This window comes from Lentisalinibacter sediminis, from assembly GCF_040706615.1.
GTDB classification, from domain to species: domain Bacteria; phylum Pseudomonadota; class Gammaproteobacteria; order Steroidobacterales; family Woeseiaceae; genus Lentisalinibacter; species Lentisalinibacter sediminis.
This window is the reverse complement of record NZ_JAPDRF010000005.1, coordinates 672,686-686,767: the sequence shown is the minus strand read 5'-3', so window position 1 is coordinate 686,767 and position 14,082 is coordinate 672,686. Positions and strand designations below refer to the sequence as shown.

The 14,082-nt window shown below is 66.3% G+C and carries 9 protein-coding genes; 4 read left to right on the top strand and 5 right to left on the bottom strand.

Going from position 1 to position 14,082, the window contains the following annotated elements:
• Positions 1–67: 67 nt before the first annotated feature.
• Both ACJMKX_RS13480 and ACJMKX_RS13475 read right to left on the bottom strand, forming a co-directional pair.
• Positions 68–2,302: a cyclic nucleotide-binding domain-containing protein gene (locus ACJMKX_RS13480; protein WP_405226308.1), complete on the bottom strand. Its 2,235-nt coding sequence runs from the start codon at positions 2,300–2,302 to the stop codon at positions 68–70.
• A 253-nt stretch (positions 2,303–2,555) separates the two neighbouring features.
• Complete coding sequence (locus ACJMKX_RS13475) at positions 2,556–3,359, bottom strand: DUF4412 domain-containing protein (RefSeq protein WP_405226305.1); 804 nt, start codon at positions 3,357–3,359, stop codon at positions 2,556–2,558.
• Between the two features lie 177 nt (positions 3,360–3,536).
• On the opposite strand from ACJMKX_RS13475, the gene ACJMKX_RS13470 reads away from it, so the two are divergent.
• Positions 3,537–4,841 carry a hypothetical protein gene (locus tag ACJMKX_RS13470; protein ID WP_405226302.1) on the top strand — a complete coding sequence of 435 codons (1,305 nt, stop codon included), beginning with the start codon at positions 3,537–3,539 and terminating at the stop codon, positions 4,839–4,841.
• A gap of 24 nt (positions 4,842–4,865) precedes the next feature.
• Here ACJMKX_RS13470 and ACJMKX_RS13465 read toward each other — a convergent pair whose 3' ends face one another.
• Both ACJMKX_RS13465 and ACJMKX_RS13460 read right to left on the bottom strand, forming a co-directional pair.
• Positions 4,866–6,149, bottom strand: coding sequence for an alkaline phosphatase family protein (locus ACJMKX_RS13465; RefSeq protein WP_405226299.1), 1,284 nt, complete (start codon positions 6,147–6,149; stop codon positions 4,866–4,868).
• Between the two features lie 216 nt (positions 6,150–6,365).
• Positions 6,366–8,000, bottom strand: coding sequence for a tetrathionate reductase family octaheme c-type cytochrome (locus ACJMKX_RS13460; RefSeq protein ID WP_405226296.1), 1,635 nt, complete (start codon positions 7,998–8,000; stop codon positions 6,366–6,368).
• Positions 8,001–8,440: 440 nt separating this feature from the next.
• Between ACJMKX_RS13460 and ACJMKX_RS13455 the strand changes: the two genes are divergently transcribed.
• Entirely contained in the window at positions 8,441–9,967 is a 1,527-nt protein-coding gene (locus ACJMKX_RS13455; protein ID WP_405226293.1) for a mechanosensitive ion channel family protein, read from the top strand.
• Positions 9,968–10,042: 75 nt separating this feature from the next.
• On the opposite strand, the gene ACJMKX_RS13450 is transcribed toward ACJMKX_RS13455, so the two are convergent.
• A complete protein-coding gene (locus ACJMKX_RS13450) occupies positions 10,043–10,801 on the bottom strand; it encodes a hypothetical protein (protein ID WP_405226290.1) in 759 nt (252 codons plus the stop codon).
• Positions 10,802–10,954: 153 nt separating this feature from the next.
• Here ACJMKX_RS13450 and ACJMKX_RS13445 point away from each other — a divergent pair, with 153 nt between their 5' ends.
• Together ACJMKX_RS13445 and ACJMKX_RS13440 are read left to right on the top strand one after the other, a co-directional pair.
• Entirely contained in the window at positions 10,955–12,967 is a 2,013-nt protein-coding gene (locus tag ACJMKX_RS13445) for a hypothetical protein (protein WP_405226288.1), read from the top strand.
• Positions 12,954–14,078 (top strand): histone deacetylase family protein, encoded by a 1,125-nt coding sequence (locus ACJMKX_RS13440; protein ID WP_405226285.1) that lies wholly within the window; start codon positions 12,954–12,956, stop codon positions 14,076–14,078. Before ACJMKX_RS13445 ends, ACJMKX_RS13440 begins: the two co-directional genes overlap by 14 nt.
• Positions 14,079–14,082: the final 4 nt, after the last annotated feature.

The following is a 14,082-nucleotide window of genomic DNA, read 5'->3' as shown; positions in this document are numbered from 1 at the left end:
GCCGAGAAGTAGGTGCCGGACCGAACTATTGCAAGGTTTTTGACTTGTTGCAATCGGTCGTTCCGACTCAGTGCTGACGCGCAGCGGATTCGGCCTGCCCGCCTTTGCTCGTAGAAAAGTTGGATAAGTTGGATAAGTTGGATAAGTTCGGTCCGGCACCCGATTCGAGCCAGCTTCGGAGTGGGCCGACGGACTCCTCATAGCCGATACGCGCCACTCTTTCGACTTCGTCGAAGTCGAGCATCCCCACACCTCGGACGTGGATGTTCCGATAGAAGTCCGCCAGCCCGTCCTCCAACATGGCCCGACGCGCGCGGCCGGAGCCTACGACCATTGCATTCATGATGACCGTGGCGATTCCCGGCGCGCGGCGCGCCCGCTGCCATGGCAGCAGCCGTGCCACGGCCTGCTGCAGCCCCGACACGGCGAGACCGAAGTCGTTCTTTCCCGTGGGCCCCCTGGGCGGCGCGACATCGATGGCGATCACCGGCCCAGTCGCGTTCAGGTCCCGCATTACGTCGACGGGCACGTTATTGAGCACACCGCCGTCCACCAGCAGATCGCCCGCTTCGCGCACGGGCGGCAGCACGCCGGGGATCGACACGCTGGCGCGCACGGCCCGCGCGAGATTTCCACGGCGGTGGACGACGCTCCGAGCAGTCGTCAGATTCGTCGAGACGCAATAAAAGGGCAACCACAGGTCCTCGATATCCCAATCGCCCATCCACTCCTCGATGCTGCGCGTGATCCGTCGCCCCGCCAGCAGCGATGCAACGGGCAACGTGTAATCCAGCAACGACGAGAAGCTCTCACGAACAAGTTCCACGCCCTCGGCGGCGCTGCGGCCCCAGGCCGCAGGAACGGCAACCGGGGCGCCGATGCTCGTACCTCCGATCATGTCGATGGGGATACCAAGCTCTTCCAGCGCCCGGATGACGCCGAGGTGTGCGAACCCGCGGGCGCCGCCCCCTCCGAGCACGAGTCCGACCGCCTGCCCGGCGAATGTGCGGGCCAGCCGGTTGATATCGCCGTCATGGCCGTCACGCAGGTGATACACGGCGTCGAGCTGACGATCTTCCAGCCACGCACCAGTGCCCCGGGGCCGATCGAGATCGGCCGGATGCCGAAGCAAAAGGCTGCGCCGGGGTTCGCGGCCTGCGCGCCAGTGATCTGTCAGTCGCGCGTCGATGTCGCCGGGACGCGGATCAGCCGTGCCATCCGCAACGACCACGACGTGATCGGCCTGGTGGACGCAACGCTCGGTCCACGGTGACCACTCCGCTTCCGCGATGTACAGGACATACCGGTGACGGTCCCCCAGCTCATGCAACCATTCGGCCAGGCGCGGATAGGAGGGCGCCGAGTCGGCAACGCGGCTGATACCCGGCTGACCGAGTTCGCGATCAACCGTCGCCGCGTCCATCGGGATGGTCGCCCCGTATCGAGACATGCGGTCCGCCAGCGTCCTCGCCATATCCTGCACGTCTACGGAGGGGTCGGCGGGCAGAAGGACGAGGCTGGTGCTCAGGGTTTCCCGGCGGGCTCCGACAGTGCTGCGCCGCTTGAGTCGCTCGATGATGATCTGCGTGAGGCTCTTCATCGCGCCCGGATAGACTTCGATGAGGCGGTCGAAATCTTCTCGCGGTATACGCGCGAGTACACTGCTTCTCACCGCGTAGACGGTGGCGGAACGGGGTTCCCCGGACAGCAGCGCCATCTCGCCGACGGTCTCGCCGGTGTGGACCGTGTTGATTGCCTGTTCGCCTCCGTCCGGCTCCGCGACAGTAACGCGCAGCAGGCCACTCAAAACAATATAGGCGCAATCGGCCTCTTCGCCCTCTCGAAAGAGATCTTCGCCGCTGCCGAGTGTCAGGAACTCGATCGACTCCTGCAGCGCTTCCGGGATACTGCCTTCCGAAGTCTCGAAGGGTCCGAACAGCCGGCTGAGGTGACGGGCGAGCTGCAGGCGACGGAGCCGTCCCTCGACGATCCGAGTGACACGCTCCCAGGTGTCGGGACTGCTGTCCAGCAGAGCCTCGAAACGCGAGCGTGACAGGACCGCAACCCACGAGTCGTCCAGCGCGCGCACGTCGGCGATCCTGGTGCCGCCGACGACCAGCTCGGTCTCGCCGGCGAATTCGCCCGGTCCGATCTCGTTCAGGACGCGGATTGCGCCGTCCGCGGCAGACTGCGTGGCCGCGAGCCGGCCTTCGAGCACCAGACAGGCTTCATTGCCCTGCTCGCCGGCCCGCATGAGGAGCTCTCCGGCGGTGCAGCGCAACTCTTCTGCGCCATCCGCCAAGTCGACTATCTCGCGCTCGCTCAGGGCAGAAAGTGGCCCGCCCCTCTCACGAAGCAAGAACAACCGATGCTGCATGCATATCCCCCAAACCCTCAGGTGCCGGACCGAAGTCTTACAGGTTTTTCGACTTTTCGTTCCGCCATGCAGCAGGACGGACCGGCCGGCAGCAGAAGAACCCGGTGCGCCAGAACTGCGTCACCGGGCTTTCAAAACTCAATAAGTTGGAAAAGTTGGTTAAGTTCGGTCCGGCACCTCAATCGCCGCCGAACAGCTTCCGCAGGCCTTTCGTGACCTTCTCCTTGGCGCTTCGCTCCGTTTCCTGCTTCGCGGCTTCCTCGGCGCCCTCCTTCGCGGAGTCGGCCAGCTCCTCGGCAAGGCCGGGCTGTTCACCGCCCTGCTGATCACCGCCCATGCCCGGCATACCCTGCATCATGGAGCCCATGCCGGCCATGCTGAATTTCCGGTAGCCGTCCGGGATCACGAACAGGGAGTCCGGCTGACTGCCGCGCTCCAGCTTCTTGACTTCATACCGGAAACGGCTGCGCTCGCCATTAGTCTCCGACACGGCGAAACTCTTCACCGCGATATTGTCGTCGGTGAACCACGTAAAACCGCCGTACTTCCCCTCCGGCCCTTCGTAGATCACCTTGTACTTCGTCGTATCGAACCCGTTGACCTTCTCCTGGCCAACGACTTCCCGCTCTACGAGGCGGTACTCCTTCATCTGATCATTGGACTGGCCCATGTCCATTTCCATGTACATGCCCTGAGGCATGAGCATGTAGGTCTTCTGCGCCTCCAGATCCTGCAGCACCACCATATCCTGACCGCCCATCTTCATCTCGTCGCGGATGTGTCCGGGTTTGTAATAGATGACCGTATCGATGTTCTGCTCTTCGGTCTCGAGTCGCGCCTCGGCGCGGAACGGCGTCTCCACCTGGCCGACCTGCGCGGCTTCATTCATACCGACGGCAATCATGCCGCCGAAAGCGAGCGCGGCTTCGGCCGCGAGCAACGTGGAGAACGAGGCGGCTAGAACCAGTGCTGTTTTTCTCATTTTCTCCCCCATGGAGGCCGGATTCCCAGCCTAGAACTTACGCCGGCGCCCGAGCGCCCGTCAAATTCCCTGCCGCGCTTTCAACCACCGGCCGAGCCCATTAGTATTCCGCAGAACGATAACGAACGCCTGCGCCCGACGATCGACGGGCAGCGGCATCACAGGGGGATAAATGCCATGACCCATTCGCTGCGCTACACGACCACAGCCATGGCTCTGCTGCTCATGATCCTGATCACGGCGGCACCGGCGGCCGACGCCGCGGATGATATCGTCTCGGCTGACACCCGGGCGTGGGCTGCCGAGAAGCTCGATACCGCGGAAGCGGCTCTGCAAAGAGGCGACATGGAGACCGCGTGGAGGGCCACCGAGGCCGCGGCGGATGCGCCCACCGAGTTCCACGGCCGTGGTCTCGCCATCGTCTCCGCTCGCGCGCTCGGGGACGAGCTGTACGGCCGCATCTATCAGCTGCGCAAGAGCATCCGGACCCGACTGGGTCGCGAGGCGGAGGCACAGGGACTCGTCTACGGCCGGCCTGGTGCACACGATCGCGGCAAACCCTGGGAATGGGACTATCGGGATGCACTGGGCTGGTACAAGGGGGCCCCGGACGCGGATGCGCTCATCCGGCTGGCCCGCACCGCACCGGCCGATCGTCAGATACTCCTGCGGATGCTCGGCAGCATCTCGACGAACGACGAAGGCGAACTCGAGTACGGCGTAGGCCGGGCCGGCTCCGGCGTCTCCATCGGCCACGAGCCACTCCGCGGCCAGTATGCCCCGCTCCCGGAAGAGATGGCGATACAACGACGATTCGAAGAAGAGGTCATCCCGGCGATCATCGGCCGCATGCAGCAGGAGGCGGACGAGCTGATGACCGAAGAGCAGGCGCTCTACGACCGCCCGATGACGGACATGGAGAAGCAGGCCTCCTCGGGTGACTGGGAAGCCATGGCCGCGGCCGTCGCGGGCGTGGAAGCGGAGGAGCCGCCCGATCCGGAGGTGCAGCTCCGGCTGTGGCGGGCCAGCGATTCGCAGAAACTCCTGCGGGAGGCCAAAGAGTGGTACGAAACCCTGACGATCCGCGTCCGCGTCGACGGTGAAACCCGCATACGGCGGGCTGTCGCGGTGCCCGTCCTCGAGGTTGCCACGAAGCGTGCCGATGAGCTGATGGCGATCGGCGACGACACCAGCGTCCCGTTGACGGCGCGCGCCGACGCCTACGGCGACGCGCAGGACTACTATGCGATCGCCGATAACCGGGAGCGCACCGACCTCGCCTACCAGAAGCAGGTCGCTCTGCAGCCGGAGCTCGACGCCTATCGCGAGAAACGGGAGGCGGCACTGAAGAAGGCCGCGGAGGAAGGCAGGGGAATGGCGGCCGAAATGGAACAGGCCATCGAGGACATGGAGAAGACCGAGGAAGAGAAGGAAGCCTTCAAGGAAGAAGCCGACGCGCTGGAGGACGAACTCGGCTTCTGATCAGCCTCCGGGGTGAGCCGGCGGCTACTCCGTACCGTCAGCCGCTTCCTCCCGCCAGCGCTGAACCACGATCCGCGGGTCCCGGACGACGGGCAGCTCGCCACGACCATCGGGCAGGCGGAGGATGGCCAGTACCAGCGGGTACACGTCGGTCACGTGCCGTTCGCCGATCACCACGCCCCTCGGCAGTCCGCGCCCCCGGGCCATGAAGATGCCGTGCATAGCCGGTGCGGACGGGTCCCAGCCGTGGTTGCCGGCCTTGATCCTCGCGATCCGCTCGGGGCGGGACACCACCGTTCTGCCGGGCTCGGCCATCAACACGATATCGGCGAAGCGGGAATCTGCGTCCGGTACGCGCCAGTGAGACGGCGACTCCTCCCTGAGCCAGGCCCGGCCGTGTTTCCAGCTGGCGTTCACGCGGTCGCGGATAGAAGCGGCCCGGGACGGATCGGGGCTGTCCAGCCAGATATTCAGATAGCTGCTGCCGTTGTGGAGAGTCAGGCCGTCCAGGTCGACGTGCTCCGAGAGCACGTAGGGCCCGGCCTCGCCTGTTGTCTGCTGGCCGTGGTCGGAGACGATGATCACGTTGACCCGCTCGGCGATGGGGAGTCTGCGGATACCCTCGAGCAGCCGGCCGAGGTGCCCGTCCACCCGCCGTATCGCCGCGCGCGTCTCGGCTGAGTCCGGGCCTGCGCGATGCGCCGCCAGGTCCACGTCGTCGAAGTAGAGGGTGACCAGGTGCGGCCGGCCGGGTGCCGGCAGTGCCAGCCAGTCGAGCACCTGATCCACCCGCGCCTCGCCGGGGACGGTGCCGTCATAGGGATACCAGTAGGTGGGCCGGATGCCCTGGATGTCGGCTTCCGTGCCCACGAAGAAGAAGGCGGCCGTCAGCATGTCGTTCTGCTCGGCCACCACCCAGAGCGGATCGCCACCGTACCAGCGGCCGTCTCGAACCGCGTCCCGGTCGTACATGCGGTACCAGCTGCCGCCATCGGCTGCAGGGAAGTGATTGGCGACGAGGCCGTGATCGGCGGGATACAGCCCGGTGGCCATCGAATAGTGATTGGGGAAGGTCAGCGTGGGGTAGACGGGCACCAGCGACGTGGCGCTGATGCCGGTGGCGACAAGCTCGTCCAGCGCCGGGGTTTCGGCTTTGTCACGAAAATCGTGACCGAAGCCATCGATGGACACGAGTACCACGTAGGGCTTGTCCGCATGCTCCGGCGCATTGAAGGTCCCGGCATGGACCAGCGAGGCCGCAAGAACCAGCATGAAGCTGGCCATGCAGCGGGTTGGGCAGAATCTCAAGTCGGTAGCCTCCTGCACGGGTGGATGCCGATCAGAACGGCCGCGAGCGCCGGCAGCGGACCGCCTCCCTGATGGGGGTCAGGTTATGCCAGAGCGGCGCGGATAAGAAAAGGCGCCCGCAGGACTCGCCTGCGGGCGCCGGGTGCCGGGGCGGGGGGAGTGTCCCGGCGATACGCCCTAAGTTGCGAAAGTTGCGAAAGTTCGGTCCGGCACCTCCTACGGGCGGGTTCCGCCTTCGACCGGGTCGGCGGTCCAGCCGAGTTCGGTCCAGTCGTACTTGTTGCCGCCGTGGCAGTCCACGCAGTTGCCGTCATAGCCGAGCGAGGCTTCGCCGGGGGCGATCTCGTGGTTCACCGTCAGGTACATCACCGTGTCGACGAACTCGTAGTCACCCGTGTAGGTCTGGCCAGCGTAGGCCGCGCCTTCCGCCAGCGCCAGGTTCCAGTCGTACTCCTTCCAGAAGGCGTTCGGGCCGCCATTCGGGCCGAACAGATGCGGCACCAGGATGGTGTTGTTGTTCGCATCCGCAGGCTGGTTGGCGATCATCTTCTTGAACGGATAGATCATCGCGCCCTGGGTCGTATGGTCGGCGACCGGTTCGGCAAGCACGGCCGGCAGCGAGGTGTACTGGTCGTTCTCGTTGATCAGTACCTTGTTCCACTTGCCGTCGTAGTAGCGCAGCGTCGGCCGGACGTTGTTGGCCCAGACGAAGGTGCCCTTCTTCTTGTCGTAGGTCGCGCGGCCCGTCGCCGGATCGATCGGGATGGGATCGACATCCTGACCCGCGTCCTCCCAGTACCACTCGGTCTTGGTCGACTGGTTACGCGCGAAGGTCGGGATGTGGCAGACCTGGCAGGCGAGCGTGGTGTGGGTCTCGACGATGTTCTGCACATCCGTTCCCACGTGGATATTGAAACGGTCGCCGTGGCAGTCGGTGCAGGCTCTCAGCGTGCCCTCGTCCACCGAGTGATAGGGCATGCCGCCGATGCCGTGGTCGATGGCCTCGCCCTCGACGTTCTTCTTCACGGTATGGCAGGCCGTGCATTCGAAGTCGGCGCCGTCGGTGCCCATGTGCACGTCGTACTCCCGGGTGGTGTTCGCCAGGGAGAGCGAGAGATCACCGTGCTTCACGTTGTCGCCGCCGCCGGCACCCGCATGGCAGTCGATGCAGTTGTCGATCGTGGGCACACCGCCGTTTTCTGCGACGCTCTGCGCGACCAGGTTGAGGTCAACGCCAGCGGCCGGGAGACCCGCGGTGGTCGGCGCCTTGGAGTACGTACCGGTCTGGTCATGGCAGACCAGGCAGTCCACGTTCTCGGGGTTGCCGAAGTCGTAGGTGTTGTCCGCGTAGCCATAGCCGGTATGGCACTGCGTGCAGCGGCCCTCGTTACTCGGCACGGCCACACAGAAGTTGTTGATGATGTCGTTCTTGCCGTGGATCTCCGCTTCGAAGCCGACGAGATTCGTCGCCAGGCCTTCCCACTTGAAGTGGGCGCTATCGATCATGTCGTCGCCGATCGTGCCGTGGCAGTTCAGGCACGACTCGGTACCCTCGTACGGGTTCTCGGCGAAATAGCCCTTGTGCAGCTGCACCGGCGCGTAGGCGTCGCTCGCCAGCGCATTGCAGTCGGCGGCATCCACCGTGCCGTCGCCGTTCAGATCCTCTTCCGGATCCGCGATGCCGTTCTCGTTGAGATCCCAGCAGCTGATGCCGTCCGCTCCGTCAGCGCCGTCCGCGCCATCGGTGCCGGGGGCTCCATCGTCGCCCTCACAGCCCGCCATCGCGAACGCCAGCATGAACATGGAGAGAACCGCCAATAGCCGGGCTTTCCCGTGCGTCGGTGCGTTCATCTTCTGTGCCTCTTGATCGGATAATCACCCGGGCGGCTGAATCGGCGCGAAGCAGCCGGACCCTCCTCGCGAAGAACCGGAGCCGTCGGCCGCGGAGGCCGGCGATGTGGACGAGCCGCGCTGTCGAAAATCGAGACTGTCATCGGTCGCCCCCGCATCGATCGGATTCCGGTTTCTTCAGGGGAGAGTGTTGTGCATTGCCGCAAGAAAATATATACGTTAGGAACACGGATAAAGTAGGTAAATATCCTATTTTTAATATTGTCTATGGACAGTCTTTGCATTCTTATTTGGTATACCAGACCTTTCTACTAAATCAGTGTTTATGCATATTCGCAACCTCTTATGCACTGTCTGGTATACCAGAACGTGTCAGGACGCCGTTTGACACGGTGCCCGCTCTCCGGCTAAGGGTGAATGCCTGTCACCGGAGAGAGCGAATGTCCCGATTCCTGCCAGTACCCGTCATCGCCTGGTGCCTCCTCGCGGGCGCCCCAGCCGCGGCGCAGTCGGCTCCGGCAGCGGAGGCCGCCGTGGACGAGGCCTCGGTCGGCACCGAGGACATCGAGGAGCTGGTCAGGACGCTGGAGGATCCGCAGGCGCGCGAAGAACTCGTCAGTCAGCTGAAAGTCCTGCTCGAGGCACAGAAGGCGCAGTCGGAAGGGCCGCTGCCCGAGCCCGCGAGCATCGTCGACCTCGCAGGCGAGATATTCGCTGACCTCCGCGACCGGGTGCTGGCCATCGAGCCACGTCATGCACTGATTGCCGGCACCGTGAGCGCCGCGATCCTGATCGGTGCGTTCCTGCTGCGCTGGCTGCTGCTCGTCCTCATGCGCAAGCTCTACGCCAGACTCACCGGCCCCCGCCGACGGCCGGACGAGGAAACCGCATCGTCCTCGGCCACCGGGGAGGAAGCGGACACGGAACGGGCCGGCGACGAGAGCCGCCGGGAAGCCGAGGAGCGGGAACGGATCGAGCTGCCCGGCACGATCAGCCGCCTGCTGACACTGATCATCGCCGTCGTCGCGGTAATCCTGATTGCGGAGAGCTGGGGCGCCGGCATCGGCGGACTGCTGGCCACCAATATCGGCTCGCGCCTCGCCGAGACGGCGGTCGCCATCGGGCTGATCCTGATCGTCACCGCCGTGCTCTGGAATGCCGCCGACCTGGTGATCCAGCGGCTGCTGCGGGTCGCCACCCGCAGCCTCGACCGGGAGCGGACGACGCGCAGGCTCGACACCCTGGTGCCGCTGCTGCGCAGCGTGCTGCAGGCCACCATCGGCGTGCTGGCCGCGCTGCTGCTGCTCTCCGAACTGGGCGTCAACATCGGCCCGCTGCTGGCCGGCGCGGGCATCCTCGGTCTCGCCATCGGCTTCGGCGCCCAGACGCTGGTGAAGGATCTGATCACCGGCGTGACCATCCTGCTGGAGGACGGCGCCACCGTAGGCGACGTCGTCGAGGTAGCCGGGCATGCCGGGGTGGTGGAGGAGATGCGCATCCGTGTGATCCAGCTGCGCGACCTCGCCGGCAACGTCCATCTTGTGCCCTACAGCGACGTCACCACCATCAAGAACTTCACCAAGGAGTTCTCCTATTACCTGTTCGAGATCGGCGTGGCCTACCGGGAAGACACCGACGAGGTCTGCGAGGTGCTCAGGGAACTCAGTGACGAGATGGAGAACGACGGCGAGTTCGGCCCCGACATCATGGAGCCGCTTCAGATTCTGGGCGTCGACCAATTCGCCGACAGCGCGGTGATCATCAAGGCGCGCATGAAGACGAAGCCGATCCGCCAGTGGGCCGTCGGTCGGGAGTTCAACCGGCGCATGAAGAAACGCTTCGACGAGCGCAACATCGAAATCCCGTTCCCGCACACCACGCTGTACTTCGGCGAGCCCAAGCAGGGCACGCCGCCGCCTCTGCACGTCGCTCGGGACGAGCCGGCGGGCGAGGCGGCCGGCGAGTGACGGCGAGGCAAGCCGCCGGCGACTGACGACGGGCGCTCGCCGAGGGCCGGCAGGACCGGCCCCCCCCCGCGGCGCCTAGAGCATCACGTCGGAGCAGATGCGCTGGGTATCGTGGGGCTGGCCGCCCTGCTCCAGCGTGAGATAGAGCGTGATCAGGTAGAAGCCGACGAAGACGAAGTCGCTGTGCAGCTTGTAGTCGTTGGCGATGAAGAACGCGAACAACTCGTCGAAGGACTCCTTGAAGTCGTCGATGCGGAAGACCTGGGCGCTCTGGTCGACGCCGAAGTGCGCATGCAGCAGCTCCTTCAGCTCGGATTCCGCGGACTCGGACAGCCCCGGTTTCAGCATGCCCATCTGCCTGAGCGCATCTTCGAAGGCGGAATCGTCGTCGCTGTAGAAGGAACGGTACAGCGCCACCATGCCTTCGCGGAACTCGGGCCGCAGCCGTATCCACAGGCCGTTGGGCTCGTACAGCAGCTCGTCGTCGCTAGCGCCGAAGCGCGCCGGGCGCAGATCCAGGAACAGGCCGTCGTCCACCAGCCACTGTCCGAAGTACAGATGCAGGATGTCGTCGCCCAGCGCCTGCAGCCGGTCCGGGTCCTGAATGTCCTGGAGGGGCTCGGCGTCGTAGAGGTCATCCGTCAGGGTTACCGCGGAGACCGTCTCGGCGGTGGCGCGGCGCAGTTTGCGCACGCCCCGCCCGGTCATGAATTGCCAGCTCACCTGGCGCATGGCGGAGAGCATGGGCCGCCACTCGATGGCGTCCCAGCCCGTGGTGGGCACGAAGCGGGCCAGCTGGCGGAGTTCTTCGGGGATGAAGCCGGGCAAGCGCATCGATTCGCTCCTGGGAGATTGACGGGACATTGACGACGTACCGACGAGAGATTGCCGGCCGCCCCCGGGGTGCCAGGGACTCGGAGGCACAGCGCCGCTTTCCGCCCCGCATGTTAGGGTCTCCTACTGGAAATCGAAAGGTCTGAACACAGTTTGAGCACATCCTCGCCACAGACTCCGGCAGATCCGGCGCTTTATGCTCCGGCGGCGGAGGAATTCGAGCGCACGCTGGAGAAACTCGAGCAGGCCCGCCCCTTCGGCAAGGCACTGCACCAGCAGCGACTCTTGTCCATCGCCCGCAAGCTCCTGAACACCACAGAGGGCATCGAGGCGCTGTACGGCTACGCGCCGCGCTTCGACAGCGCGGGGTTGTTCATGGGGGGCGACTGGGACGAGCCGGAGAAGCTCCAGCCGTCCCTGGTGCGCGATACGCTGATGGCCAGCGGCGACTTCCCGGCGCTGGAGTGCCTCAGCGAGCTGCGCTTTCTTGCCATCGCCACCGGCCGGGTGGCGCATCCGGCGCTCGGCCCGGCGGACGCGCGCGCCTTCCTGGAGGACGTGCTGGCGCGCAACCTGGATTTCCCGTTCCCGGAGGCGACGGAGTTCACCCGCCAGGACAGCCTGATGACGGAGCGCCTGCAGCGGTTCTACGGATTCCTGCTCGAGCATCTGGGTATGGACGGCATCCTGGATGCGCTGGTGGGCGAGTGCGAGCGCATACTTCTGCAGCGGCCCATCATGGTGCAGCGCGCCGAGGAGATGCTGCATACCGCGGAGCACGTCCTGCCGGAGCCGGCGGCAGAGGACGAGTCGCCGTCGATCCGGTTCACCCGCTGGCTGATCGAGGCGCTGCGAGGTCCGTCGGAACTGGCCCGCCGGCATCCCGACCCGACGGAGTATGCGCTCGCCCTCGACGGCCTGGACGAGGGGTCGCTGGCGGCCGAGGCCGGCGCCTTCGGCGAACGGATGAACCGCACCGGCCTCGTGAGCCGGCATCATGCGGTGCTGCTGCGCCACCTGGCGGGCAGCAGCGACGATCTCCTCGCGGACGCTCTGGCGCTGAACCCCATCGGCCGGACCAGCCTCGCCGAGTACCGGCAGCTGATCGCCCTCGTCATCGAGCACGCGGTGTTGCCGGATACGGCGCGGTGCATCTACGGGCTGTCGCGACTGCTGAACCGGGGCATCCTGTTCTTCCAGCCCGTGGCGCCGGGGCTGCAACACCTGACCGTCCTCACGATAGACCCGGAAGTGGCAGAGCTGCTGCACTCGGCGAGCCAGCTGGCCGATCCCCCTCCCGCGAACGCGCTCCTGCTCGCGGCGACGCTGAGCGTGATCGGCCAGCCCCGGGGCGTGGACCAGGGCCACAATCCCACCTGCCAGGCGGCGCGGGCCATCAGCCTCTGGTCGCTGAACGACGTCGGCTACCTGCTGGAGATGATCGCGCGCGCCGCCGGCGAGAACGAAGTGGTGATGCACTTCGAGGGCGGCACGATCCGGTCCGCCGACCTGCCCGCCGGCCTGGCCGGGGAGCTGCACACGGAGCTCGACGCCGTCTCGCTGGTGCTGACGCCGCATCTGGACCGGATCTACATGGAGATGAGCCGGCGCACGATCGGCCGGCCGGGAGACGGGCACAAGTGGGTCAACCCGGAGTTTCACGGCTGGTGGGTCTACCGCGGCTTCGCCTCACTGGTGGACCCGGCGACCGAAGCCATCCAGGATGCCGAGGGCTTCGTCCGCCGTTTCCACGCCGCCTACCACCCCGAGTACAACGGCGGCAGGGATCTGGTGTACGCGCAGCCCTGCGGCGTGGTCTCGGTGAGCGCCAGCGGCGAGTTCGTCGGCTGGCATGCGGTGTCCATCCAGCGGGTGGCGAGGGATCCCGCCGGCGCCTGGCGCGTCTACTTCTTCAACCCGAATCGGGACAAGGGCCAGAACTGGGGCCACGGCATCGTGACGTCCACGTCCAACAACGGCGAATGGGAGGGCGAGTCGTCACTGCCCTTCGAGCAGTTCCTGATGCGCCTCTACGTGTTCCACTACAAGCGCAGCGAACTCGGCGACGAGGACAGCGTGCCGGCGCAGACGGTGGCGGCAATACTGGACGGCATCGCCGAAAGCTGGGCCGGGGAGCGGGACTGGATCAGCCGTGCCCACGGCTGAGGCGGGGGACGTGTTGCTCGTCTACGACGAGCGCATGCTGGCCCACGACCCGACAGGGTGGGACCCGGAGCGCCCGGACTGGACGAGTTCCGTCAAGGCGCTGCTCGCCGCGCAGTACCCGGACAAGGACTTCGACGAGGGCTACGTGCATCCGGAGCGCCCGCAACGGATCACCGCCGTCGCCGGGCGGCTCAGCGAGCAGCCCGTGCCCGGCACCCGCTGGCTGGCTACCGAGCCCGCGGAACCGCCGGAACTGGAACGCGTGCACACCGCCGAACACGTCGCATTCATCGAGAGCCTGATCGGCCGCGCCTGCTGGCTGGACCGGGACACCACCGCCGTCTCGCCGGGCAGCGTCATGGCGGCCAAGCTGGCCGCCGGCGCCGGCATCACGGCCGTCGAATGTGTGGCCCGGGGCGAGGCGACGCGCGCCTTCTGCCTCACGCGGCCGCCTGGCCATCACGCGAGCGCGGCCCGCGCCATGGGGTTCTGTCTCTACAACAATGTCGCGGTCGCGGCCGCCCATGCCCGCGCGCTGGGGATGCAGCGCGTCCTGATATTCGACTGGGATCTGCACCACGGCAACGGCACCCAGGACATCTTCTATCCGGAAGGCGACGTCCTGTTCGTCGACACCCACTGCGCGGCGCCCTTCTACCCCGGTACCGGCGCCCTGGAGGAAACCGGAGAGGGCGCCGGCCGGGCCGCCACCGTCAATGTCCCGCTACCCCCCGGCAGCGGCAATGCCGCGATGCTGCGGGCGATGGAGACGATCATCGTGCCGGCGGCCGAGGCCTTCCGCCCGGACCTGGTGCTGGTCTCGGCCGGCTTCGACGCGCACTGGCACGATCAGACCTTCGCGATGGACGAGGGCGGTTTCGCCGCGATCACGGCCGGGCTCTGCGGCATCGCCGACCGGCACGCGGGCGGGCGCCTGATCCTGTGCCTGGAAGGCGGTTACAACGCCGACGCGCTGGCCATGAGCGCTCACGCCACCGTCGCGGCCCTGGCCGGGTCGCTGCCCGACACGCTGAAAACGCTGGAAGAGGACCCCGGCATCGCCGCGGTCGACGCCGCCGCGGCCTTCCACCGGCAAGCTGCCGGACGCTGACGGG